Below are 23,382 nucleotides of genomic sequence, written 5' to 3'. Positions count from 1 at the left end.
GGCTTTTAGTCGCCCCGCTCTACCTGATCACTCTTTCGAACTGGCCTGCGCCGCTTCAACAATCAGCTCCGCAACTTTCCCCGGATTGGACGTCATCACCACATGGGAAGCCCCTTGAACGGTGACGGTCTTTTTCGAGCCAGCGCGTTCGGCCATGAACTTCAGGGCGGCCTCGGGGATGTTCTTGTCCGCCGAGCCGTAGATGAACCAGGACGGCAGTTTTTTCCAGGCCGGCTCGCCAGACGCTTCCTTCAATGCCGCCTCGCTGATCGGGCGTTGGGTGGCGGCCATCAGGGCGGAGTCCGCCGCTGGAACGTCGGCGGCGAACTGTTGGCCGAATTTGTCCTGCTGGATGTAGAGATCCTTATTGCCATCGTCCAACTGCACCGGAGCCGCCAAGGTTGGACCCAGGGTGCCGCCAGGGTAGCGACCGGACAATTCGATGGCGGTTTCGCCTTTGTCCGGCGCGAAAGCCGCGACGTAGACAAGTCCCTTGACCTTGGGGTTGTTGTGCACGGCGTTGGTGATCACGGCACCGCCGTAGGAATGACCCACCAGGATCACCGGGCCGGCGGTGTGCTCGACGATATCGGCGACGTAATCGGCGTCCTGCTTCACGCCGCGCAGCGGGTTGGCCGCTGCAACGACCGGATAACCCTGGGTCAGCAACTGGGCGGCAACGCCGTTCCAACTGGAGGATTCGGCGAATGCGCCATGCACCAGCACGATGGTGGGCTTGGCGGCATCGGGTTGCGCGGCGGTTGCGCTATTAACGGAAGTCAGTGCCAGCGCAGCGGTGATGGTGACGGCCAAGAGCGATTTGGTAGTGAACATGATCATTCCTTTTCATTTATTGGAGGATGCGATGGGCTTACTTAACCAGGAAATCCAACAGGTCCTGGTTGAGGCGGTCCTTGTGGGTGTCGGTCAGGCCGTGCGGTGCGCCCGGATAGACGATCAACTCGGCGTCCTGCACCAGTTCGGCGGCGGCATGGGCGGAGGCGTCGATGGGGACGATCTGGTCGTCGTCGCCATGCACGATCAGTGTCGGTACATCAAACGCGGCCAGGTCGGCGCGGAAGTCCGTCGCGGAGAACGCCGCGATGCAGTCATAGGTGTTCTTGTGGCCCGCTTGCATGCCCTGCACCCAGAACGAATCGATCAGCCCTTGGGACATTTTCGCGCCGTCGCGGTTGAAGCCGAAGAACGGCCCGGACGCGATGTCGCGATACAGCTGCGAGCGGTTGTCCAGCGAGGCCTTGCGCAGGCCGTCGAACACCTCGATCGGCAGGCCGCCTGGGTAGTCTTCGGTCTGGAGCATCATCGGCGGAACGGCGCTGATCAGTGCGGCCTTCTTCACCCGGTCGGTGCCGTGGCGGCCGATGTAGCGGGTGATTTCGCCGCCACCGGTCGAGAAACCCACCAGGGTCACGTCGTTAAGATCCAGGGCGTTGATCACAGCGGCCAGATCATCGGCGTAGTGATCCATGTCGTTACCTTCCCACGGCTGACTGGAACGGCCATGGCCGCGGCGGTCGTGGGCGATCACCCGATAGCCTTGGTCCGCCAGGAACAACATCTGCGATTCCCAGCTGTCCGAATTCAGCGGCCAGCCATGGCTGAAGGTGACGACTGGCCCATCTTTCGGACCCCAGTCCTTGTAATAGAGCTGTACGCCATCCGGGGTGGTGATGTAGCTGGCTGCTTGAGCGAGGGAGGACTGGGTATTCATGGCAAGATCTCCTTAGGTCAGGGCTCGCCATTCGGGGGATCCGGTGGCGAGTTGATGGGGAGAATTCTTGCAGCGGCATGTATACCGGAAATGTTCGACACCCGGCCGCTATGCGTTCTTTTGCGTATGTAGACGCGCTGGATACAGTGGCTTACAAATGCATGCCACTGATCCAGCAGTAGCGGCCTACTGATCGACGCCGAAGGCGAGGGTTACGCAAAGCCCGCCGCCGTCGCGGTTGCGCAGGCTCAGCGTTCCACCAATCGCGACGGTCAACTGCTGGGCGATGGCAAGGCCCAGGCCGGTGCCGCCAGAGCTGCGGTTGCGGGAGCTTTCCACCCGATAGAACGGCTTGACCACCTCAGCCAGGATCTCCTCGGGAATGCCCGGGCCTCGGTCAAGCACACTGATGGAAACGCCAATGTTCGCATTGCCGCCGATTTCCACCTCAGCGGTGCCGGCGTACTTCAGCGCGTTATCCACCAGATTCACCAAAATACGCCGCAGGGCATGGGGCCTAGTCTCGATGATCGCGCCGTTCTGGCCGCGCAAACTCACCTCGCGACCGGTGTCCTGGTAATCGCACACCAGGCTGTCGAGAAAAGAATCCAGGCCGATGCGGCAACTGGTCTCCGTCGCCCCATGGACGCTTCGCGCATAAGCAACACCCTCGCGCACCAGATGCTCGATCTCGTTGAGGTCGTTGCCCAGTTTGTCTTTCTCGACCGAGTCGTCCATGAACTCCGCGCGCAGCTTCATGCGCGTGATGGGCGTCTGCAAGTCATGGGAAATCGCCGCCAATAACTGCATGCGCTCTTTCAGGTAAGCGGCAATGCGCGCCTGCATGCTGTTGAAAGCGCGGGCGGCGTAGGCCACTTCCCGCGGACCGGTTTCATCCAACGGCACGGGATGGGCGTTCGGGTCGAGGTTCTCCACCGCCTCGGCCAGGCGACTGAGCGGGCGTATCGCGATCCGCACCGCAAGCCAGGTGCAGCCGATCATCAACAGCAACTGACCGACCAGGACAAAGGGCAACCAGGGCGACAACGGCCTGACCGAGGGACGCACATCAATGGTCACCGGGCTGCCGTCAGCCAGCCGCACCTGGGCTTGGAAATGCTGGCGTGGCCCCGGGATCTCGACAAAGGTCAGGTCATAGTTGCTGCCCAGCGACACTTGCAGGGATTGCGCCGCCGTCGCCGCGAGATCGTTGGAAGTGAGTGGAATGCCGGGATCGTGTTCGCGCAGCAAATAGTCATAGTTGCGACGCTGCAGACGCTTGGTCCATGCCAGGCGCTCGTCGGCAGGCAGGCGATCGAGAATCGCGATGGACGTCGCCGTGTCGTGTTCGAAGTTGCCCAACATCGCCGTCTTGGTGCTTTCGTAGCGTTCGTAGTATTGGGCTGCGAACGTCAGGGCCTGGGCGAGTATCAGGCCGACCAGGAACACCAGCCACAGCCGCGAGGCCAGCGTGCGAGGCCATTGCAACGCGAGTTTCATGCCTGCTCCTCAAGCATTTCCACCGCAAAGGTAAAGACGTAGCCCTCGTTGCGCACCGTCTTCAAGTAGAGCGGTTCGCGTGCGTCATCCAGCAAACGCTGACGCACGCGGCTGACCAGCAGATCAATGGAACGGTCGAAGATGTCCGCGTCACGGCCCTGGGTCAGGTTGAGCAACTGGTCGCGACTCAGCACCCGCTGAGGATGATCGAGAAAGACCCGCAACAGCCGGTACTCAGCGCCGCTCAGCGAGACCAGGGTGTCGTCTTCATCGAGCAGATGGCGGGCGGTGGTGTCGAGGCGCCAGCGGCCGAACTTGAGCATGCGGCCGCTTTCGCTGACGACAAAATTCGGCGGCAGCATGCGGGTGCGCCGCAGCACCGCGTCGATGCGCGCCAGCAGCTCCCGGGCCGCGAAAGGCTTGGCCAGATAATCGTCGGCGCCCATTTCCAGGCCAATGATGCGGTCGGTCTCGTCGCTGCGAGCCGTCAGCATCAGCACCGGCGTCGCCTTATGCTTGCCGGCGCGCAGTTCCCGGCACAGCAGCAGCCCGTCATCCCCCGGCATCATGATGTCGAGCACGATCAGGTCCACCTGATTGGCTTCGAGAAAGGCCCGCATCTGACGGCCGTCCGCCACCACGGTGGTGCGCAGGCCATTCTTGATCAGGTAGTTGCCGACCAGCTCCCTGATTTCCCGATCATCATCCACGATCAATACGTGATCGACATGTTCCATGCCCTGCTCTCCGAAATGCGCGCATCGATTGCGCAGTGTGACGATGCCGTGTTGCCGGTTGGCGACGCACCGTGCGTTCAGCTTATCCAGCCCAAAATAAGCAAAAAACAGGGGCGATTGTATCGATCTGTATCGCAATTCACCTCAGATACGTACGCATCCAACCACGGCGTTTTTTCGACACAGCCGAGATACCTCACGGGCTTTTAATGAGCGCCATCCAACTCATTGAAGGGAAACAACCATGAACCTGAAAACCATCGCCAAGGCTTGCCTGATCACTGCCCTGAGCGCCGGCGCATTGCCCGCCTTGGCCCAAGACAAAGCGGCAAACGAAAGCTATTCCTACGGCACGCACCTGGACATCGACAAAGTGATCTCGCTGACGGAAGACAGTGGCCAGACCTGCGGGTTGGTGAATGCGCAAGTCACCTACCTTGATTCGATGGGTGAGCAGAAAGCGCTGACGTATCTCAAGCACGCGGCCAGTTGCAACAATGAAGGGAGCTGAAGGGTGGCTCAGGGATGAATTCGATTTCCCAGGCCGCGATAGATCCCTTGTGGGAGCGGGCTTGCTCGCGAATACGGTGGCTCAGCTTGCATCAGTGTTGAATGTACCGACGCCTTCGCGAGCAAGCCCGCTCCCACACTTGATCAGTGGTGTTCATAAATACCGTGTGCAACACAAAACCCTGTGGGAGCGAGCTTGCTCGCGAATACGGTGGGTCAGCTTGCATCAATGTTGAATGTACCAACGCCTTCGCGAGCAAGCCCGCTCCCACACTTGTTCGGTGGTATTCATAAATACCGTGTGCAACACAAAACCCTGTGGAAGTGAGCCTGCTCGCGAAGAAAACGACTCGGTCCCAGCACAGAACACCCCACCCAAATCGCCAAAAATCCTCTCTCCTACAGCCCTCCCCTACACCGTCCATCAAGCTACGCATCCTTGCGCCTTTGCCTACAACTACGCCAGAATCCGCCCGCTTGTGCGCCTTGTCCCGGGGTTCTATTGTCTTCCTGCCACTGCCCATCAGTGGTCGGGTTTAGTAGCCCGCTGACATCCCGGTTGCATGAGTCCCATCAGTTAGGCATTCGCCTGCACTCGATGGTGGCTGTGCGCATGGCGCCCTCGGGCGCGCCGGTTTTAGGTATGTCACCGGTCTACTAACCTGCGCACAGCCGCCACCCTATCGTTTAGTAGCGAAATGGTTGCGGCCCTAACTGAGACATACCTATGTTCAAAATTACCCCGAATCCGCCAGAGGCAGATTCCACCTCCGCAAAATCCAAAGCCAAACAGCAAGACGAAATCACCCAACGGGTGCTCGATCACTACCTGCTACCGAAACCGGATAAACCCAAAGACGACCCCAAACCGGGGCAGCTATTCACCGTCGTGAAAGGCCTCGATAACGAATGTTTGCTTGCCAACCTCACTGAGACGTTGGCTTCGGCTGATGCCATGGTGAATGATCTGGCGTTTGATCTGGACGGGGCGAGGCGTCATGTGGCGCTGGGGATTCAGCAGTTGATTGAGCTGAGTTCGTTGTTGGCGAATCGGGTGTTGGATAACGTTGAGCCGCGGCAGTAGCTAAACGTTTGCCAATGGAAAAACCCGGCGTTTTGCGCCGGGTTTCTTTTTACCTCTGCCCTCCGAGAATGACCGAAACGGCCACAAGCGGGCGTTGGTAAGCGAACGGTTCCGGTCAGAAATGGATCCTCAACTCGCAGCACCCAGTAATTAATCCGCGCGAGCCCTTTATTGTGGGAGTGCTTTCGCTCCAGCCCCGACACTTGGCTGGGCGGAATAGCCTATGTGCTGCCGACGGCGGCAAGAATGCAGGGCTATGGCACAACACACGGCGATTAACGTCAAGCATAGGCCGCTCCACCCTGCGTATATTCCGCAGTAATTTCAGAACCAAGGAACCGCACACGTTCCAGATGATTAAGTGGATATGACATACGTCACCGCTTGTCGGCACGTGGCAATATCTGGCATTGTCAGTCGGCCGATCTTTTTTTGCTCGACAGCCCACACCGTATGGGTGTCTCCGCAAAAAATGGGAGTCGTTACTGCCAATCAGGCGACAAGCAGGACAGATCCCATAGGGAAAGAATCTCTTCACCAGTCTCAGACGGCTTCACATTGCAGTGAGTCGAGGAGTTGTGACCCAACGGCTACTCTCCTCTTGACTACTCTTTCGGTAGAAATGGACTACGTCCGTTAAAGGATACGAGGCTAACCTCACATGACAATCGAGCAGCACCTTACCCAAATTCTAAAAGACCGAGCAGCCGGAGCATTTCTTTTCATCGGCTCAGGTTTTTCTCGTCGGTATATCGGACTGGAAAGCTGGGAGGGCCTACTATCCCGATTTTGTGAAATGGGGAAGCCATATGAATTTTACCGAGGAAGTGCCGATGGCAATACGCCTGTCGCGGCCAAACTTCTAGCATATGATTTCCATAATCATTGGTGGGGTTCGCCGACCTACTCCGAAAGTGTCAGTCTAAATAAAGACAAGATAAAAGATAGCAGCTCTGCATTGCGAATTGAAATCTGTAACTATCTAGCCAGATTGGATCCGGGTGCAGCTATCAATGACGGCTACAGGGAAGAAGTAGAGCTATTATCAAGCCTAAATGTCGACGGAATCATAACTACGAACTGGGATCTTTTTTTAGAAGAGCTTTTTCCAGACTACAAAGTCTTCATTGGGCAAAATGAGTTGCTATTCTCCAATCCTCAAGAGATATGCGAGATCTATAAAATTCATGGGTGTGCCACCGAGCCACAATCCTTGGTACTTACGTCTGATGATTACGCCACCTTTAACGAACGCAATGCCTACCTTGCCGCTAAACTGATCACTGTATTCGTTGAACATCCTGTAATTTTCTTGGGGTATTCACTGTCAGATCCTAATATAACAGGCTTGCTACGTGCTATTTCGCTTTGCATCGGTGAGGATCAGATTGAGCAATTACGTAGTAATCTAATTTTCGTCCAGCGCCCTAAAGGCAGCGAGAGCCCTGGTATATCGGATACATACCTCACGATAGATAAGGTTCAAATACCCCTGATCCTTGTTAAGACAGACGATTTTTCGGAAGTTTATAAAGCACTTTCAGCAACTCGGCGAAAGATCCCCGCACGAGTTCTCCGCTACTGTAAAGAGCAACTCTACGAGCTGGTGCGATCTCTTGAGCCAGAAAAAAAGCTATGCGTTGTAGGCATAGATGAAATTGAGAACAAAGAGGACGTAGAGTTTATCGTTGGTGTTGGTCTAGTGGCAGGCGAATCCAGCGAAATTGCCAAAGTTGGCTATGATGCATTTGAAGTTCGGGATTTGATCCATGATGCACTTTTCGAAGATCGTAACTACGACCCCGCGCAGATTCTCAGTTCAACAATTCCGCGGGCCGGGCGAAATACCCCCTATGTCCCTGTCTACAAATATCTGAGAGAAATAGGAATCACCAATGAAGAAAGCTACAAAGCCAACGGGCTTAAGTTGGATAAATGGGCGAAGTATAACCGTGACAATTTGCGCCTAAAAACCTTCAAGTCCGCCTTCACTAAGCGTCAAGGTCAGACAATGGAAGAAATAATCAAAACTTGCCCACCTGAAAGTGCTGCAACATTGATCCCATTTCTCCCTGAAGATCAAATCCAACTTGATCAACTCAGAGAATTTCTGGTCGCCAACGAAGACAAATTTGAAAATCACCCCTATGCCTCTTATTTTAAAAAGTTAGTTTCTTTATATGATCGCCTCAAGTGGGGGTGGTGAAAACGTGGCTTCAACTATTAATTGGACAGCATTCTGCTGCTTAGGCAGTTGAGCTGGCCCTGTGCAATGGGAGGGATGTGAGTGGGGCTCTGACCTACCTTTTGTTTTAAAGATCTCCAATGTCCGCTTTTGGCCGAAAGCAGACATCTATTAAGAGGAAGTCTCGGCTAGCTCCCGGTACATCAAACAGACCGCGTTGACCGTTTGGGGCTGCTACGCAGCCCAGCGGGGATAAATCCCCTCGCCACGGGGTTGTGTGTTGGCGGGCGGGCATGTGAATGCGGTGGATTTCTTGTGAGTGCTGCGCACTCAAGCGGGAGCAAGCTCCCTCGCCACAAAAGCGGTTTTGTGTGAAGTCAGGGATGGCGATCCAGCTTCTTGAGGAACACGGTCATTTCTTTTTCGGCCTGCTTATCGCCGTGGGCTCGGGCGGCTTCCAGGCCTTGTTCCCAGGCTTGGCGGGCTGCGGCGGCGTTGCCTTGGCCTTGGTGGGCTTTGCCCAGTAGTTTCCAGGCTGCGGAGTACTTGGGGTCGAATTCGACGCAGCGTTGGAGGTGTTCGGCGGCGCGGGGGAATTCCCCTAGGTCGAGGTAGCCTTTGCCGAGGCCGAAGCGGAGGAGGGAGTTATCCACACCCTTGGCGAGCATTTTTTCCAGGGAGTCGAGCATGGGGCGCTTCCTTGGTGGTGTCAGTGATTGATCTGCTGGCCGTTGGACCGCTTTCGCGGGCAAGCCCGCTCCCACAGTAGATCTTTGTTGCTCACCATTGTCGTGAACAACAGCAAACCCTGTGGGGGCGAGCTTGCTCGCGATGAGGCCATGACCTGCCACCGCAAAGCCTGGATCAGAAGAAACTCAACCCCACATGGAACAGCTTCTCGACATCACGAATGTGTTTCTTATCCACCAGGAACAAGATCACATGGTCGCCGGTCTGGATCACGGTGTCGTCGTGGGCGATGAGGACTTCTTCGTCGCGGATGATCGCGCCGATGGTGGTGCCGGGCGGTAGGCCGATGTCGCGGATGGCTTTGCCGATGACTTTGCTGGACTTGGCGTCGCCGTGGGCGATGGCTTCGATGGCTTCGGCCGCGCCGCGGCGCAGGGAGTGGACGCTGACGATGTCGCCGCGGCGTACGTGGGCGAGCAAGGTGCCGATGGTTGCCAGTTGCGGGCTGATGGCGATGTCGATGTCGCCGCCCTGGATGAGGTCGACGTAGGCCGGGTTGTTGATGATGGTCATGACCTTTTTCGCGCCCAGGCGCTTGGCCAGTAGCGAGGACATGATGTTGGCTTCGTCGTCGTTGGTCAGGGCCAGGAAGATGTCGGCGTCGGCGATGTTTTCTTCCAGCAGCAGGTCGCGGTCGGAGGCGCTGCCTTGCAGCACCACGGTGCTGTCGAGGGTGTCGGAGAGGTAGCGGCAGCGTGCCGGGTTCATCTCGATGATCTTGACCTGGTAGCGGCTTTCGATGGCTTCGGCCAGGCGTTCGCCGATCTGGCCGCCGCCGGCGATGACGATGCGTTTGTAGTTCTCGTCGAGGCGGCGCATTTCGCTCATGACTGCGCGAATGTTCGCCTTGGCGGCGATGAAGAAGACTTCGTCGTCGGCTTCGATCACCGTGTCGCCCTGGGGCAGGATCGGCCGGTCGCGGCGGAAAATCGCCGCGACGCGGGTCTCGACATTGGGCATGTGCTCGCGCAATTGGCGCAGTTGCTGGCCCACCAATGGGCCGCCGTAGTAGGCCTTGACCGCCACCAGTTGCGCCTTGCTCTCGGCAAAGTCGATCACCTGCAGGGCACCGGGGTGCTCGATCAGGCGCTTGATGTAGTTGGTCACCACCTGCTCGGGGCTGATCAGTACGTCCACCGGGATCGCTTCGTTGTCGAAGAGGTCGGCGCGGGTCAGGTAGGCGGCTTCGCGCACCCGGGCGATCTTGGTCGGGGTGTGGAACAACGTGTGGGCGACCTGGCAGGCGACCATGTTGGTTTCGTCGCTGTTGGTCACGGCCACGAGCATGTCGGCGTCGTCGGCGCCGGCCTGGCGCAGCACGGTGGGCAACGAGCCGCGACCTTGCACGGTGCGGATGTCGAGACGGTCGCCGAGGTCGCGCAGGCGTTCGCCGTCGGTGTCGACCACGGTGATGTCGTTGGCCTCGCTGGCCAGGTGTTCCGCCAGCGAACCGCCAACCTGCCCTGCACCCAGGATGATGATTTTCATCCATTCACTCCTATCGAATCGGTTTTAACCGCGTGCGGCGGCGATTTTGATCAGCTTGGCGTAATAGAACCCGTCGTGCCCGCCTTCCTGGGCCAGCAACTGGCGGCCGTGTGGCTGCTTGAGGCCGGCCTGGGTGGCGATGTCCAGCTCCCGGGCGCCCGGCGTGCGGGTGAGGAAGGCTTCGATCACTTCGGTGTTTTCGGTCGGCAAGGTCGAGCAGGTGGCGTAGAGCAGCATGCCGCCCACCTCAAGGGTCGACCACATGGCGTCGAGCAGTTCGCCTTGCAACACGGCCAGTGCGGCGATGTCGTCCGGCTGGCGGGTGAGCTTGATGTCCGGATGGCGGCGGATCACGCCGGTGGCCGAGCATGGCGCGTCGAGGAGGATGCGCTGGAACGGCTGGCCGTCCCACCAGGTCGCGGTGTCACGGCCATCGGCGGCGATCAGTTGGGCTTCAAGGCCCAGGCGTTCGAGGTTTTCCTTCACTCGCACCAGGCGCTTGGCTTCCAGGTCCACCGCCACGACGCCGGCCAGTTTCGGCTCGGCTTCGAGGATGTGACAGGTCTTGCCCCCTGGCGCGCAGCACGCGTCGAGCACCCGTTGGCCGGGTGCCAGTTCCAGCAGGTCGGCGGCCAGTTGGGCGGCTTCGTCCTGGACGCTGATCCAGCCCTCGGCGAAGCCCGGCAGCGCGCGTACATCGCCGGGGGTTTCCAGGATGATGCCGTCGCGGCTGTACTGGCATGGGATGGCCGGGATGCCCGCCTCGCCCAGCAACGCCAGGTAGGCATCGCGTGTGTGATGGCGGCGGTTGACCCGCAGGATCATCGGCGGATGGGCGTTGTTGGCGGCGCAGATGGCTTCCCACTGCTCGGGCCAGAAAGCCTTGAGGGATTTCTGCAACCAGCGCGGGTGGGCGGTGCGTACCACCGGGTCGTGTTCCAGTTCGGCCAGCAGGGTTTCGCTTTCCCGCTGGGCGCGGCGCAGCACGGCGTTGATCAGGGCCTTGGCCCAAGGTTTTTTCAGCTTGTCGGCGCAGCCCACCGTTTCGCCGATGGCGGCGTGGGCCGGGACGCGGGTGTAGAGCAGTTGATAGAGGCCCACCAGCAGCAGCGCTTCGACGTCGGCATCGGCAGCCTTGAACGGCTTTTGCAACAGCTTGGCCGCGAGGGCCGAGAGGCGCGGTTGCCAACGGGCGGTGCCGAACGCCAGGTCCTGGGTGAAGCCGCGATCGCGGTCTTCGACCTTGTCCAGTTGGGTCGGCAGGGAACTGTTGAGCGAAGCTTTGCCGCTGAGGACGGCGGCAAGTGCCTTGGCGGCGGCCAGACGCGGGTTCATGAGGCGTCCGCCGCTTGGCCGAGGACGGTGCCGACGGCAAATTTCTCACGACGGCTGTTGAACAGGTCGCTGAAGTTCAGCGCCTTGCCGCCGGGCAGTTGCAGGCGCGTCAGGCACAGGGCCTGCTCGCCGCAGGCAACGACGAGGCCGTCCTTGCTGGCGCTGAGGATTTCTCCTGGTGCGCCCTTCCCTTCGGCGCAACTGGCCGCCAGCACTTTCAGGGCTTCGCCGTTCAAGGTGCTGTGGCAGATCGGCCAAGGGTTGAAGGCGCGCACCAGGCGTTCCAGCTCAACGGCCGGGCGGCTCCAGTCGATGCGGGCTTCGTCCTTGTTCAGTTTGTGCGCGTAGGTGGCGAGGCTGTCGTTCTGCACGTCGCCTTCCAGCGTGCCGGCGGCCAGGCCGGCGATGGCTTGGACTACGGCTGGCGGGCCGATCAGCGCGAGGCGATCGTGCAGGCTGCCGCCGGTGTCTTCGGCGCTGATGGGGGTGCTGGTCTTGAGCAGCATCGGCCCGGTGTCGAGGCCGGCTTCCATGCGCATCACGGTCACGCCGCTCTCGGCATCGCCCGCTTCCACGGCGCGCTGGATCGGCGCGGCACCGCGCCAGCGCGGCAACAACGAGGCGTGGCTGTTGATGCAACCCAGGCGCGGAATATCGAGCACCACTTGCGGCAGGATCAGGCCGTAGGCGACCACCACCATCAAGTCCGGCTTCAGCGCCGCCAGTTCAGCTTGGGCTTGCGCGTCGCGCAGGGTCGGCGGTTGCAGGACTGGCAGGCCGTTTTCCACAGCCAATTGCTTGACCGGGCTGGGCATCAGTTTTTGTCCGCGACCGGCAGGACGGTCCGGCTGGGTATAGACCGCGACGATTTCGTGGGGGCTGGCCAGCAGGGCCTTGAGGTGTTCGGCGGCAAACTCGGGAGTGCCGGCAAAGACGATGCGCAGTGGCTCAGTCATGGAAAACTCTCAATTACAAAGCAGTCGCAAAAAGAAAAAGGCTTGCCGCGGCAAGCCTTTGAAGAAGGGCATCAAGCGTTCTGGCGATGGATCTTTTCCAGTTTTTTCTTGATCCGGTCACGCTTGAGATTAGACAGGTAATCAACGAACAACTTGCCGTTGAGGTGGTCGCATTCGTGCTGGATGCACACCGCCAGCAGGCCTTCGGCGATCAGTTCGTAAGGCTGGCCGTCACGGTCCAGGGCCTTGATCTTGACCTTCTGCGGACGGTCGACGTTTTCGTAGAAACCCGGCACCGACAGGCAGCCTTCCTGGTACTGGTCCATCTCGTCGGTCAGGGTTTCGAACTCGGGGTTGATGAACACCCGCGGCTCGCTGCGGTCTTCGGAGAGGTCCATGACGACGATACGCTTGTGCACGTTGACCTGGGTCGCGGCGAGGCCGATGCCTGGGGCCTCATACATTGTTTCAAACATGTCATCGACCAACTGACGCACTTCGTCGTCCACTACGGCCACTGGTTTGGCGATAGTGCGCAGGCGCGGGTCCGGAAATTCGAGAATGTTCAAAATGGCCATAAGCTTGATAAATGCACGTGTGAGGTAAAGTCGGGTGGCTCGCCTGGCGTGTCTTGGGATGCAGGCTACCGTTGTAAAACGTTGCTCTTTTGCAGAACAGCTCCGCAAGGTAGCGAGCCACGGGGGCTCTGGCGTTTTACGCGAACGCACATAATAAAGGGATTCACCGCATGAGGAAATCACTACTCGCCCTGCTGCTCCTGGCCTCGGCCGGTATCGCGCACGGGCAAGTGCAACTTCGGGAAGGTTTTCCACAGCAATACACCGTGGTCCAGGGGGACACGCTGTGGGACATTTCCGGCAAATACCTGCGCGAGCCGTGGAAATGGCCCGAACTCTGGCAGGCCAATCCGCAAGTGGAAAACCCGAACCTGATCTACCCCGGCGACACCCTGTCACTGGTCTACGTCAACGGCCAGCCACGGCTGACCCTTGATCGCGGCGCCTCCCGCGGCACCATTAAGCTGTCGCCGCGCATTCGCAGCTCGCCGGTGGCCGATGCGATCCCGAGCATTCCGCTGCAAGCCATCAACAGCTTTCTGCTGAGCAACCGCATCGTCGACACGGCGGAAGATTTCATCAAGGCGCCCTATATCGTGGCTGGCGACGCCGAGCGCGTGCTCAGCGGCACCGGCGATCGGATTTTCGCTCGCGGCACCTTCGATGCGAGCCAGTCGGCGTACGGCATCTTCCGCCAGGGCAAGGTCTACACCGACCCGCAGACCAAGGAATTCCTCGGTATCAACGCCGATGACATCGGCAGCGGTGAAGTCATCGCCACCGAAGGCGACGTCACCACCCTGGCCCTGCAACGCACCACGCAAGAGGTGCGCCTCGGCGACCGCCTGTTCAGCGGCGAGGAACGCTCGATCAATTCGACCTTCATGCCCAGCGCGCCGAAATCGGACATCCAGGGGCTGATCCTCGATGTTCCCCGTGGCGTAACGCAGATCGGCGCGTTGGACGTGGTCACCCTGAACAAGGGGCGGCGCGACGGGTTGGTGGAAGGCAACGTCCTGGCCGTGATGAAGACCGGCGAAACAGTGCGCGACCGGATCACTGGCGCGCCCGTAAAGATCCCGGACGAACGCGCCGGCCTGCTGATGGTGTTCCGCACCTACGACAAACTCAGTTACGGCTTGGTGCTGTACGCCTCGCGCTCGCTCGCGGTGCTCGACAAGGTGCGCAATCCGTAACGGGTCTCACAAGTTACCAACAGAGTTATCCACAGCTTGTTCCCGTCCTAACGGGGCTATAACGATCAAGGATTGATCACATGCCATTGCCTGAATCTGCGTCGGTTCCGCCTGCGGAGCTGGAGGCCCGTCTGCGCTTGCATCGCTTGCCGGAACTGGGACCTAAACGTTTCATGACCCTGATGGAGGCCTTTGGCTCGGCCTCCAAAGCCATCAGCGCGCCGGCCAGCGCATGGCGGGCGCTGGGGTTGCCGGCCACGTGCGCCGAGGCCCGTCGCGTGCCGGAAATACGCGACGGCGCCGCCCACGCATTGGCCTGGCTAGAAGGCCAGGCCCAGCATTTATTGATGTGGGACCAGCCTGAGTACCCTGCGTTGCTGGCACAGATCAGTGATCCGCCGCCGCTGCTGTTTGTCGCTGGCGATCCTTCGATTCTGGAAAAACCGCAGTTGGCGATGGTCGGCAGTCGTCGGGCATCGCGTCCGGGCATGGACACGGCGGCGGCGTTTTCCAGGAGTCTGGCCGGCGCTGGTTTTGTCATCACCAGTGGCTTGGCATTGGGCATCGACGCCGCCGCGCATCAAGCCGCACTGGATGTCGGTGGGCAAACCGTCGGCGTGCTGGGCACGGGCCTTGAAAATTTTTATCCACAGCGCAATCGACGATTGGCGGAAGCGATGATTGCGCAGGGCAGCGCAGTGGTCTCGGAGTTCCCGTTGGACGCAGCGCCCCACGCCAGCAACTTTCCGCGCCGCAACCGAATTATCAGTGGCTTGTCCCTCGGCGTGCTGGTGGTCGAGGCCAGTGTCGCCAGTGGTTCGCTGATCACCGCGCGCCTGGCGGCGGAACAGGGCCGCGAGGTCTACGCCATTCCGGGGTCGATCCATCATCCCGGCGCCCGCGGTTGCCATCAGTTGATCCGCGACGGCGCGGCACTGGTGGAAACGGTCGAACATATCCTCGAAGCGTTGCGCGGTTGGCAGCGATTGCCCCTCGCCTCGGAACCGGTGCCGGTGACGCATCCGCTGCTGCGCCTGCTGCATGCCGCGCCGCAGACCAGTGAAGCGTTGGCCGATGCCAGCGGCTGGGGCTTGTCCAAGGTCCTGGCGGCGTTGACCGAGCTGGAAATGGACGGACGGGCGGCGTGCGAGCACGGACGCTGGTTTGCTCGCTAGGTTTTATGGGGAAGATCGGTAAACTGCGCACAGCCTTATTGCGTTGCGGAGAATCTTTTCATGGTCAACAGTTGGCGTGTGCAACAAGCCGCGCGAGAAATTCGCGCCGGGGCGGTCATTGCCTACCCAACCGAAGCGGTCTGGGGCCTGGGTTGCGACCCATGGAACGAAGAAGCGGTGGAGCGCCTGCTGGCGATCAAGTCCCGACTGCCTGACAAGGGATTGATCCTGGTGGCTGACAACATCCGCCAGTTCGACTTTCTGTTCGAAGATTTCCCCGAAACCTGGATGGACCGCATGGCCAGCACTTGGCCAGGGCCCAACACCTGGCTGGTACCGCACCAGGACCTGTTACCGGAATGGATCACCGGCGTGCACGACACCGTCGCGCTGCGGGTCAGCGATCACCCGATCGTGCGCGACCTGTGCTCGCTGGTCGGACCGCTGGTCTCCACCTCGGCCAACCCCCAAGGCCGGCCGGCAGCGCGCACGCGGATCCGCGTCGAGCAGTATTTCCGCGGGCAGATCGACCTGGTGCTGGGCGGCAACCTGGGTGGGCGCAAGAACCCGAGCGTGATTCGTGATCTGGCGACTGGCAAGGTAGTGCGCCCGGACTGAGCCCGAACACAGACTCTACATCTTGCATAAAACCCCTGTGGGAGCGAGCTTGCTCGCGAAGGCGTCAGGTCAGCCAGCATCAATGTTGACTGATACACCGCTATCGCGAGCAAGCTCGCTCCCACATTGTTTTTTGCGAATACCGTCAGCTCAACTCAGGGCAGCAGAACCGTCGACCCCGTCGTCCGCCGCGCCGACAACTCGGTATGCGCCTTGGCCGCCTCAGCCAGCGGGAATCGCTGGTTGATGTCCACCGTGAGCTTGCCGCTGGCGATCATTCCGAACAGTTCATCAGCCATGCGCTGCAGGTTTTCGGCGTTGTTGGCGTAGGTCGCCAGGGTTGGGCGGGTGACGTACAGCGAGCCCTTGGCCGAAAGAATCCCCAGGTTCACGCCATCCACCGCGCCGGAGGCGTTGCCGAAGCTCACCACCAGGCCTCGCGGCGCCGTGCAATCCAGGGAGGTCAGCCAGGTGTCCTTGCCAACGCCGTCATACACCACCGGGACTTTCTTGCCGCCGGTCAATTCCAGCACGCGCTGCGGGACGTTTTCCTTGCTGTAGTCGATGACTTCCCAGGCGCCGTGGGATTTGGCGATGGCGGCTTTTTCCGCCGAGCTGACGGTGCCGATCAGCTTCACGCCCAAGGCCTTGGCCCACTGGCAAGCCAACGAGCCCACGCCACCGGCGGCGGCGTGGAACAGGATGGTTTCACCGCCCTTGAGCTCGTAGGTCTGGCGCAGCAGGTATTGCACGGTCAGGCCCTTGAGCATCACCCCGGCGGCCTGTTCGAAACTGATGGCTTCGGGCAGGTGAACCAGGTTGGCTTCGGGCAATACGTGCACATCGCTGTAGGCCCCTAGCGGACCACTGCCATAGGCCACGCGATCGCCGACCTTGAAGCGCGTCACGTCGGAACCAACGGCCTCGACCACGCCCGCGCCTTCGGCACCGAGCCCCGACGGCAAGGCCGGTGGCGGATAAAGACCACTGCGGTAATAGGTGTCGATGAAGTTCAGGCCGATCGCCTTGTTGCTGACGCGGACCTGTTGCGGACCGGGCTCGGCCGGCTGGTATTCCACGTACTCGAGCACTTCGGGTCCGCCGTGGGCGCTGAACTGGATGCGTTTGGCCATCTTCACTTTCTCCTTATCGTGGGACTTTTACCAAGCCTGCTATCGGACTCCTAAGCTTGATCTTCGTCAACTGTGGTGTGGGCGGATGCGGTGTTATCCTGTGCGCCCATTTTGCCGGCGGCCTGTGTACGCCGCGCAGCGTAGCCCTGATCAAGGTGATGTCATGACTACTCGCACCGAGGCCGTGAAAGCCTATCTGCTGGACCTGCAAGACCGCATCTGCACGGCCCTGGAAACCGAGGACGGCGGCACGCGCTTCGTCGAGGACGCCTGGACCCGGCCCGCCGGCGGTGGCGGTCGCACGCGAGTGATCGAAAACGGCACGGTGATCGAAAAGGGCGGTGTCAACTTTTCCCACGTCTTCGGCAGCGGTCTCCCACCCTCGGCCAGCGCCCATCGGCCGGAATTGGCCGGACGCGGTTTCGAGGCCCTGGGCGTGTCGCTGGTGATCCACCCGCACAACCCCCACGTGCCGACGTCCCACGCCAACGTGCGCTTTTTCATCGCCGAAAAAGAAGGCGAAGAGCCGGTCTGGTGGTTTGGCGGCGGCTTCGACCTGACGCCTTATTACGGCGTGGAGGAAGATTGCGTGCATTGGCATCGCATCGCCCAGCAAGCCTGCGAGCCGTTCGGCCCGGATGTCTATTCGCGCTACAAGGCCTGGTGCGACAGCTACTTCCACATCAAGCACCGCAACGAGCCCCGGGGCATCGGCGGCCTGTTTTTCGACGACCTGAACGAGTGGGACTTCGACACCAGCTTCGCCTTCATGCGCGCCATCGGCGATGCCTACATCGATGCCTACCTGCCGATCGTGCAGCGCCGCAAGAACGACGAGTTCACGCCCAAGCAACGGGAATTCCAGGAGTTCCGCCGTGGCCGCTACGTGGAGTTCAACCTGGTCTATGACCGTGGCACGCTGTTCGGCCTGCAATCGGGCGGGCGTACCGAATCGATCCTGATGTCTTTGCCGCCCCAAGTGCGCTGGAGCTATGACTGGAAAGCCGAGCCGGGCAGCGACGAAGCGCGGTTGACCGACTATTTCCTGCAGGATCGCGATTGGCTGGCAACGGCCTGAACGGGGAAAAACCATGGACCGCTACGTTGTAATGGGCAACCCGATCGGCCACAGCAAGTCGCCGTTGATCCATCGCCTGTTTGCCGAACAGACCGGCCAGGCGTTGGCCTACAACACCTTGCTCGCGCCCCTGGAGGATTTCGCCGGTTGCGCCCGGGCATTTTTCCGCGAAGGGCGTGGGGCGAATGTCACCGTGCCGTTCAAGGAAGACGCTTTTCGCTTGGCTGACCAACTGACCGAGCGGGCGCAACGCGCCGGGGCGGTCAACACCTTGAGCAAGCTGGCCGATGGCCGTTTGCTGGGCGATAACACCGACGGCGCCGGGCTGGTCCGGGACCTGACGGTCAACGCCGGCTTCAGCCTCAAGGGCAAGCGCATCCTGTTACTGGGGGCCGGCGGCGCAGTGCGTGGTGCCTTGGAACCGCTGCTGGCCGAAGCGCCGGCGTCGGTGATCATCGCCAATCGAACGGTGGAAAAAGCCGAGCTGCTGGCGGAGTTGTTCGCCGACCTGGGCCCGGTCTCGGCCAGTGGTTTCGATTGGCTGAAGGAGCCGGTGGACCTGATCATCAACGCCACGTCCGCCAGCCTGTCAGGCGATGTACCGCCGATTGCCGGAAGTCTGATCGAGCCGGGCAAGACCTTTTGCTACGACATGATGTACGGCAAGGAGCCGACGTCGTTCTGCCGCTGGGCCCGTGAACACGGCGCGGCGGTGGCGATGGATGGCCTGGGCATGCTCGCCGAACAAGCCGGCGAAGCGTTCTTCCTCTGGCGCGGCGTACGCCCGGACACTGCGCCGGTCCTGGCCGAATTGCGCCGTCAGTTGGCACAGTAGGCTTTAGGCTGTTGTGGCGAGGGGATTTATCCCCGCTGGACTGCGAAGCAGTCCCCAGAAAGCGGGGCCGCTTCGCGCCCCAGCGGGGATAAATCCCCTCGCCACAGGTGTGTAAACCTCAGACCTATGCGCCATAAGCTCCTCCACTCTTCAACCCTCGAAGTGGATCGGACACTTCTCCGGTCCTTCCAACTTCAACAACTCCTCCACCACCTGCGGCCTCGCCCCACGCAAGGTCAGGCTGCGGCCCTGGCTGCGCAACCGCCGGGCTTCCTGGTGGAGCATTTCCACGCCGGAATAATCGATGAAGTTGATCTGCTGGGCATCGATCACCACCCGCTGCGCCTGCATACGCTGCAAACGCACCTGCAAATAATGACTGGCGCCGAAAAAGATCGAGCCACCCACCCGCAGGACGTCCGCCTCGCCTTCGCGACTATGGTGCACGCGCGGCTGCGAGGTGCGCTTGAGGTAGAAAAACAGCGAAGCGAGTACGCCGGCATAGATGGCGGTTTGCAGTTCCAGCAGCAGCGTGGCCAGGCAGGTCAGGCCCATGACCAGGAATTCGGAGCGGCTTACCCGGTGTAGCGCACGGATGCCCCGGTGGTCCACCAGGCCCCAGGCAATCAGCAAGATGCTACCGGCCATGGCGGGAATCGGAATGTGCGCGATAAGTTTCGCGCCGGCCACGGCAAACAATGCCACCCACAGCGCCGAGAACACCCCGGCCAGCGGCGAGCAGGCGCCAGCCTCATAGCTGAGACCGGAACGGGTGAAGGAACCGGCTGACAATGACCCGGCGAAAAATCCTCCAACGATATTGGAAAGGCCTTGCGCCCTGACTTCCTGATTCGCATCGAGCAATTGCCCCGAGCGGACCGACAACGAGCGGGCGATGGACAGGCTGGTCACCAGCCCGAGCATGCCCACCGCCACGGCGCCGGGCAGCAGGCGCAGGATCAGCTCCAAATCCAGTGGCAACGGCGTGAACGGTGGCAGGCGCCCGGTAAAGGCGCTGACCAACGCCACATGCCCGAACATCGCCGGCCAGGCCCAGACCACCAGGCTGCTGATGACCAACGTTATCAACAGGCTCGGCCAGCGCGGTAGCAAGCGTTTGAGGACGATGCCCAGGACCAGCGTCCCTAAACCCAGCACCAGCGAAGGTTTATCCACAGCCCCGATGTGGCTGACCAACATGAGCAGGCTTTTCAACGCCGTGGCTTCGTTCGGCAGGTCCAGGCCTAGCAGATTCGGCAGTTGACCCAAGGCGATGACAACCGCCGCGCCCAGGGTGAAACCCAGCACCACCGAATGCGAGACGAAATTGACCAGCGCCCCGAACCGCAGCAACCCGAGCAGCCACTGGAAAATACCGGCCAAGACCGTCAGCAACAGGATCAGTGTGATGTAGTCCTGGGAAGCAGGCACGGCCAGGGGACTGACCGTAGCGTATAGGACGATGGAGATGGCCGCCGTAGGACCGCAGATCAAATGCCACGACGAACCCCACAGGCAGGCGATCAGCACGGGCACGATCGCCGCGTACAGCCCGTATTCGGGCGGCAATCCGGCAATCAGGGCGTAGGCGATGGACTGCGGCAGCGCCAGGATCGCGCCGCTGAGACCGACCACCAGGTCGCGACCGACACTGGCGCGTGTCTGCCGTGGCAGCCAGCTCAAGAAGGGAAAGAGTGAATGGCGCGTGGGGATTGCCATGGGGCCTCAAGGGTGGAGTTTGCGAACGAGGGTATCAGGACAAGGCTCCCTTTCTCCTGTGGCGAGGGGATTTATCCCCGCTGGGTTGCGAAGCGACCCCGGACAGTTAAACACCGTTGTCCTGACACACCGAGGCTAAACAGTGGGGTCGCTTCGCAACCCAACGGGGATAAATCCCCTCGCCACAAGAGCCGCTCGCCACACCATTATGCCTAGAGCTTGGCCTTCACCGCAGCCAGCGCATCCTTGCCATCCACCGTCTTCACGCCGTCCAGCCATTTATCCAGCACCGCCGGGTTGGCCTTGATCCAGGCCTTGGCCGCTTCGGCGTTGCTGACTTTCTTGTTCACCACCTCGGCCATGATGCTGTTTTCCATTTCCTGGGTGAAACTCAGGTTGGTCAGCAGCTTGCCAACGTTCGGGCAGGCCTGTGCATAACCTTTGCGCGTCAGCGTGTACACGCTGCCGGTGTCGCCGAAGTATTTCTCGCCGCCCTTGAGGTAATGCATCTTCAACTGCACGTTCATCGGGTGCGGGGTCCAGCCGAGGAAGGTCACGAACTTCTGTTTTTTCACTGCGCGGGAGACTTCCGCCAACATCGCCTGCTCGCTCGATTCCACCAGCTTCCAGTCACCCATGCCGAAGTCGTTGGTCTTGATGATTTCCTTCAGGGAAAGGTTCGCCGGGGCGCCGGAGCCGATGCCGTAGATCTTCTTATCGAACTTGTCGGCGAATTTGTTCAGGTCGGCAAAGTTATGCACACCCGCATCCCAGACATAATCCGGGACCGCCAGGGTGAATTCGGTGCCATCAAGGTTCTTGGCCAGTTGCGTGACATCGCCGTTGGCCACGAATTTGTCATAGAAGCCCTGCTGCGCTGGCATCCAGTTACCCAGGAACACATCGACCTGGCCGTCTTTCAGGCCGCCAAACGTGATCGGCACTGCAAGCGTATCGACCTTGGGCTTGTAACCCATGCCTTCCAGCAGGAAACCGGTGATGGCGTTGGTCGCGGCGATGTCGCTCCAGCCCGGGTCAGCCATCTTGACCGTATCGCAGCTTTGCTCGGCCCACGCCGAAACACTGCTCAACGCCAACAGCCCGGCGGCCAGTACTGTGGATAACTTTTGCATGTGCTTCCCCTTACGTTATTGGTTTATTGGCAGGGTTGTGGATAACGGGCCTTGCGCTCCAGATCGTCCAGGTCGATGTGGTTGCGCATGTATTGCTGGCTGGCGTCTACGAACGGCTGGTGATCCCAGCTCTTGAGCTTGCCCAAGGTCAGCGCATGGGCAACGAAACGGCGACGGCGCTGGCTGGCGAGCACTTGTTGATGGATCGTTGGAATGTCCCATTTCGCCCGCGCTTCGGCGAGAAAGTCGGCCATCAGGGATTGATGTCCGGGCGACTGGCTGAGGTTTTCCATTTCCTTGGGATCGTTGCGTACATCGAACAACAGACAAGGATCATCCTCGCTGTAGATAAATTTCCACGGACCGCGACGGATCATCATCAGCGGACTGATCGTGCCTTCGGCCATGTATTCGCCGAAGACCTCATCATGGCCGCCCTGCCCTTGCAGATGCGGCACCAGCGAACGACCGTCCAGCGGCAAACCTGGTTCAAGCGTACCGCCGGCCAGTTCCACCAGGGTCGGCAGCAAGTCGGCGGTGGACACCGCCGCGCCAACCCGGCCGCTGGCGAACTGCCCTGGGGCGCTGATCAACAACGGCACACGGGCGGCCATTTCGAACCAGTGCATTTTGTACCAGAGCCCCTTTTCGCCGAGCATATCTCCGTGATCGCCGGAGAACACGATGATGGTGTCATCGATCAATCCGGTGTCCTCGAGAGTTTGCAGCAGCTTGCCGACGTTGCTGTCGATGTAGCTGCACGCCCCGAAGTACGCGCGGCGGGCGTCGCGAATCTTATCCACAGGCAGCGGCTTGTCCCAGAGATCATAGACTTTGAGCAAGCGTTGGGAATGTGGATCGAGTTCGGTTTGCGCCGGGGTCTCTGGCAAAGGGATATCGTTGTCGTCGTACAAATCCCAGAACGCCTTGGGAATCGTGTACGGATCGTGTGGGTGAGTCATCGACACCGTCAGGCAAAACGGCTGGTCGCCGTCCTCGCGGATGTGGTCGAACAGGTATTGCTGGGCCTTGAAGACCACTTCTTCATCGAAATCCAACTGGTTGGTGCGCACGCACGGCCCGGCCTGCAAGACCGACGACATGTTGTGATACCAGCTCGGCCGCACATCCGGCTCGTCCCAATTCACGGCCCAGCCGTAGTCAGCCGGATAAATGTCGCTGGTCAGGCGTTCTTCGTAACCGTGCAACTGGTCCGGCCCGCAGAAATGCATCTTGCCGGACAGCGCCGTGCGATAACCGAGGCGACGCAGGTAATGGGCGTAGGTTGGAACGTCCGCCGGGAAATCCGCGGCGTTGTCATAGGCGCCGATCTTGCTCGGCAACTGCCCGCTCACCAGCGTAAAGCGCGACGGCGCGCAGAGCGGGCTGTTGCAATACGCGGCGTCGAACACCACACCCTGGTCGGCCAGGCGTGACAGGTTCGGCAGCTTGATCGGCGACGGACCGTAGATCGACAACATTGGCGCGGCCATTTGATCGGCCATGATGAAAAGAATGTTCTTGCGCTTCATGTATTCGCGGCATTCCATAGTGGGCAGTTATGCGATAGTGCTGCGATTGAGCATGTAGCCCGTGCCTTTCGGGGTAAAGCCCATGCAAGACAATGACTAGGATAAGCA

At 60.4% G+C, this 23,382-nt stretch carries 21 protein-coding genes and 1 pseudogene; 9 read left to right on the top strand and 13 right to left on the bottom strand.

From position 1 onward, the window contains the following. Positions 1-27 precede the first annotated feature (27 nt). The 4 genes from KSS97_RS01365 to KSS97_RS01350 form a co-directional block, all read right to left on the bottom strand. Positions 28-840, bottom strand: coding sequence for an alpha/beta fold hydrolase (locus KSS97_RS01365; protein ID WP_217860792.1), 813 nt, complete (start codon positions 838-840; stop codon positions 28-30). Between the two features lie 31 nt (positions 841-871). After that, positions 872-1,732 carry an alpha/beta fold hydrolase gene (locus tag KSS97_RS01360; protein WP_217860790.1) on the bottom strand — a complete coding sequence of 287 codons (861 nt, stop codon included), beginning with the start codon at positions 1,730-1,732 and terminating at the stop codon, positions 872-874. A gap of 186 nt (positions 1,733-1,918) precedes the next feature. After that, positions 1,919-3,232: an ATP-binding protein gene (locus KSS97_RS01355; protein WP_217860788.1), complete on the bottom strand. Its 1,314-nt coding sequence runs from the start codon at positions 3,230-3,232 to the stop codon at positions 1,919-1,921. Continuing rightward, complete coding sequence (locus KSS97_RS01350; protein ID WP_217860786.1) at positions 3,229-3,969, bottom strand: response regulator; 741 nt, start codon at positions 3,967-3,969, stop codon at positions 3,229-3,231. Before KSS97_RS01350 ends, KSS97_RS01355 begins: the two co-directional genes overlap by 4 nt. Positions 3,970-4,213: 244 nt before the next feature. Here KSS97_RS01350 and KSS97_RS01345 point away from each other — a divergent pair, with 244 nt between their 5' ends. The 3 genes from KSS97_RS01345 (at position 4,214) to KSS97_RS01335 (ending at position 7,769) form a co-directional block, all read left to right on the top strand. After that, entirely contained in the window at positions 4,214-4,480 is a 267-nt protein-coding gene (locus tag KSS97_RS01345; protein WP_217860784.1) for a DUF2790 domain-containing protein, read from the top strand. 726 nt (positions 4,481-5,206) lie between these two features. Then, positions 5,207-5,563 carry a DUF6124 family protein gene (locus KSS97_RS01340; RefSeq protein ID WP_217860782.1) on the top strand — a complete coding sequence of 119 codons (357 nt, stop codon included), beginning with the start codon at positions 5,207-5,209 and terminating at the stop codon, positions 5,561-5,563. Between the two features lie 661 nt (positions 5,564-6,224). Continuing rightward, positions 6,225-7,769 carry an SIR2 family protein gene (locus KSS97_RS01335; protein ID WP_217860780.1) on the top strand — a complete coding sequence of 515 codons (1,545 nt, stop codon included), beginning with the start codon at positions 6,225-6,227 and terminating at the stop codon, positions 7,767-7,769. 356 nt (positions 7,770-8,125) lie between these two features. Here KSS97_RS01335 and KSS97_RS01330 read toward each other — a convergent pair whose 3' ends face one another. The 5 genes from KSS97_RS01330 to def all read right to left on the bottom strand — a co-directional run bounded on the left by KSS97_RS01330 (position 8,126) and on the right by def (position 12,855). Continuing rightward, positions 8,126-8,437 carry a tetratricopeptide repeat protein gene (locus tag KSS97_RS01330; protein WP_217860778.1) on the bottom strand — a complete coding sequence of 104 codons (312 nt, stop codon included), beginning with the start codon at positions 8,435-8,437 and terminating at the stop codon, positions 8,126-8,128. 175 nt (positions 8,438-8,612) lie between these two features. Next, a complete protein-coding gene (trkA, locus tag KSS97_RS01325; RefSeq protein WP_030138958.1) occupies positions 8,613-9,986 on the bottom strand; it encodes a Trk system potassium transporter TrkA in 1,374 nt (457 codons plus the stop codon). Positions 9,987-10,010: 24 nt separating this feature from the next. Next, a complete protein-coding gene (gene rsmB / locus KSS97_RS01320) occupies positions 10,011-11,321 on the bottom strand; it encodes a 16S rRNA (cytosine(967)-C(5))-methyltransferase RsmB (protein WP_217860776.1) in 1,311 nt (436 codons plus the stop codon). Next, positions 11,318-12,277, bottom strand: a complete 960-nt coding sequence (gene fmt, locus KSS97_RS01315) for a methionyl-tRNA formyltransferase (protein ID WP_217860774.1) — start codon at positions 12,275-12,277, stop codon at positions 11,318-11,320. Before fmt ends, rsmB begins: the two co-directional genes overlap by 4 nt. Positions 12,278-12,348: 71 nt before the next feature. Next, positions 12,349-12,855, bottom strand: coding sequence for a peptide deformylase (gene def, locus KSS97_RS01310; protein ID WP_030138961.1), 507 nt, complete (start codon positions 12,853-12,855; stop codon positions 12,349-12,351). A 170-nt stretch (positions 12,856-13,025) separates the two neighbouring features. Here def and KSS97_RS01305 point away from each other — a divergent pair, with 170 nt between their 5' ends. From KSS97_RS01305 to KSS97_RS28600, 4 genes and pseudogenes are all read left to right on the top strand, one after another. Then, positions 13,026-14,051, top strand: a complete 1,026-nt coding sequence (locus KSS97_RS01305; protein ID WP_217860773.1) for a LysM peptidoglycan-binding domain-containing protein — start codon at positions 13,026-13,028, stop codon at positions 14,049-14,051. Between the two features lie 80 nt (positions 14,052-14,131). Continuing rightward, on the top strand, positions 14,132-15,226 hold the full coding sequence (dprA, locus tag KSS97_RS01300; protein WP_217860771.1) for a DNA-processing protein DprA: 1,095 nt from the start codon (positions 14,132-14,134) through the stop codon (positions 15,224-15,226). 60 nt (positions 15,227-15,286) lie between these two features. Further along, the gene (tsaC, locus tag KSS97_RS01295; RefSeq protein WP_198796108.1) at positions 15,287-15,844 is read left to right on the top strand and encodes an L-threonylcarbamoyladenylate synthase type 1 TsaC; all 558 of its coding nucleotides are present in this window, start codon (positions 15,287-15,289) and stop codon (positions 15,842-15,844) included. 19 nt (positions 15,845-15,863) lie between these two features. After that, a pseudogene (locus KSS97_RS28600) lies at positions 15,864-15,968 on the top strand (metal ABC transporter ATP-binding protein); the annotation flags it as partial. 31 nt (positions 15,969-15,999) lie between these two features. On the opposite strand, the gene KSS97_RS01290 reads toward KSS97_RS28600, so the two are convergent. Beyond that, entirely contained in the window at positions 16,000-16,977 is a 978-nt protein-coding gene (locus KSS97_RS01290) for an NADPH:quinone reductase (protein ID WP_217860764.1), read from the bottom strand. A 163-nt stretch (positions 16,978-17,140) separates the two neighbouring features. Here KSS97_RS01290 and hemF point away from each other — a divergent pair, with 163 nt between their 5' ends. Together hemF and aroE are read left to right on the top strand one after the other, a co-directional pair. Next, entirely contained in the window at positions 17,141-18,055 is a 915-nt protein-coding gene (gene hemF, locus KSS97_RS01285) for an oxygen-dependent coproporphyrinogen oxidase (RefSeq protein WP_217860763.1), read from the top strand. A gap of 13 nt (positions 18,056-18,068) precedes the next feature. Continuing rightward, positions 18,069-18,890 (top strand): shikimate dehydrogenase, encoded by an 822-nt coding sequence (gene aroE / locus KSS97_RS01280; RefSeq protein ID WP_217860762.1) that lies wholly within the window; start codon positions 18,069-18,071, stop codon positions 18,888-18,890. A gap of 150 nt (positions 18,891-19,040) precedes the next feature. Here aroE and KSS97_RS01275 read toward each other — a convergent pair whose 3' ends face one another. The 3 genes from KSS97_RS01275 to betC all read right to left on the bottom strand — a co-directional run bounded on the left by KSS97_RS01275 (position 19,041) and on the right by betC (position 23,274). Beyond that, positions 19,041-20,609 (bottom strand): SulP family inorganic anion transporter, encoded by a 1,569-nt coding sequence (locus KSS97_RS01275; protein WP_030138967.1) that lies wholly within the window; start codon positions 20,607-20,609, stop codon positions 19,041-19,043. A gap of 212 nt (positions 20,610-20,821) precedes the next feature. Then, on the bottom strand, positions 20,822-21,742 hold the full coding sequence (locus KSS97_RS01270; protein WP_198796113.1) for a choline ABC transporter substrate-binding protein: 921 nt from the start codon (positions 21,740-21,742) through the stop codon (positions 20,822-20,824). Between the two features lie 23 nt (positions 21,743-21,765). After that, positions 21,766-23,274: a choline-sulfatase gene (gene betC, locus KSS97_RS01265; protein ID WP_217860761.1), complete on the bottom strand. Its 1,509-nt coding sequence runs from the start codon at positions 23,272-23,274 to the stop codon at positions 21,766-21,768. Positions 23,275-23,382: the final 108 nt, after the last annotated feature.

Origin of the sequence: Pseudomonas alvandae, assembly GCF_019141525.1 — a bacterium.
Classification (GTDB): domain Bacteria; phylum Pseudomonadota; class Gammaproteobacteria; order Pseudomonadales; family Pseudomonadaceae; genus Aquipseudomonas; species Aquipseudomonas alvandae.
Note: the sequence above shows the minus strand (reverse complement) of the source record. Positions and strands in the feature narration are given on the sequence as shown.

Coding starts and splice junctions, on each gene's coding strand:
- KSS97_RS01365 (WP_217860792.1), bottom strand. CDS start 840: ATGATCATGTTCACTACCAAATCGCTCTTGGCCGTCACCATCACCGCT.
- KSS97_RS01360 (WP_217860790.1), bottom strand. CDS start 1,732: ATGAATACCCAGTCCTCCCTCGCTCAAGCAGCCAGCTACATCACCACC.
- KSS97_RS01355 (WP_217860788.1), bottom strand. CDS start 3,232: ATGAAACTCGCGTTGCAATGGCCTCGCACGCTGGCCTCGCGGCTGTGG.
- KSS97_RS01350 (WP_217860786.1), bottom strand. CDS start 3,969: ATGGAACATGTCGATCACGTATTGATCGTGGATGATGATCGGGAAATC.
- KSS97_RS01345 (WP_217860784.1), top strand. CDS start 4,214: ATGAACCTGAAAACCATCGCCAAGGCTTGCCTGATCACTGCCCTGAGC.
- KSS97_RS01340 (WP_217860782.1), top strand. CDS start 5,207: ATGTTCAAAATTACCCCGAATCCGCCAGAGGCAGATTCCACCTCCGCA.
- KSS97_RS01335 (WP_217860780.1), top strand. CDS start 6,225: ATGACAATCGAGCAGCACCTTACCCAAATTCTAAAAGACCGAGCAGCC.
- KSS97_RS01330 (WP_217860778.1), bottom strand. CDS start 8,437: ATGCTCGACTCCCTGGAAAAAATGCTCGCCAAGGGTGTGGATAACTCC.
- trkA (WP_030138958.1), bottom strand. CDS start 9,986: ATGAAAATCATCATCCTGGGTGCAGGGCAGGTTGGCGGTTCGCTGGCG.
- rsmB (WP_217860776.1), bottom strand. CDS start 11,321: ATGAACCCGCGTCTGGCCGCCGCCAAGGCACTTGCCGCCGTCCTCAGC.
- fmt (WP_217860774.1), bottom strand. CDS start 12,277: ATGACTGAGCCACTGCGCATCGTCTTTGCCGGCACTCCCGAGTTTGCC.
- def (WP_030138961.1), bottom strand. CDS start 12,855: ATGGCCATTTTGAACATTCTCGAATTTCCGGACCCGCGCCTGCGCACT.
- KSS97_RS01305 (WP_217860773.1), top strand. CDS start 13,026: ATGAGGAAATCACTACTCGCCCTGCTGCTCCTGGCCTCGGCCGGTATC.
- dprA (WP_217860771.1), top strand. CDS start 14,132: ATGCCATTGCCTGAATCTGCGTCGGTTCCGCCTGCGGAGCTGGAGGCC.
- tsaC (WP_198796108.1), top strand. CDS start 15,287: ATGGTCAACAGTTGGCGTGTGCAACAAGCCGCGCGAGAAATTCGCGCC.
- KSS97_RS01290 (WP_217860764.1), bottom strand. CDS start 16,977: ATGGCCAAACGCATCCAGTTCAGCGCCCACGGCGGACCCGAAGTGCTC.
- hemF (WP_217860763.1), top strand. CDS start 17,141: ATGACTACTCGCACCGAGGCCGTGAAAGCCTATCTGCTGGACCTGCAA.
- aroE (WP_217860762.1), top strand. CDS start 18,069: ATGGACCGCTACGTTGTAATGGGCAACCCGATCGGCCACAGCAAGTCG.
- KSS97_RS01275 (WP_030138967.1), bottom strand. CDS start 20,609: ATGGCAATCCCCACGCGCCATTCACTCTTTCCCTTCTTGAGCTGGCTG.
- KSS97_RS01270 (WP_198796113.1), bottom strand. CDS start 21,742: ATGCAAAAGTTATCCACAGTACTGGCCGCCGGGCTGTTGGCGTTGAGC.
- betC (WP_217860761.1), bottom strand. CDS start 23,274: ATGAAGCGCAAGAACATTCTTTTCATCATGGCCGATCAAATGGCCGCG.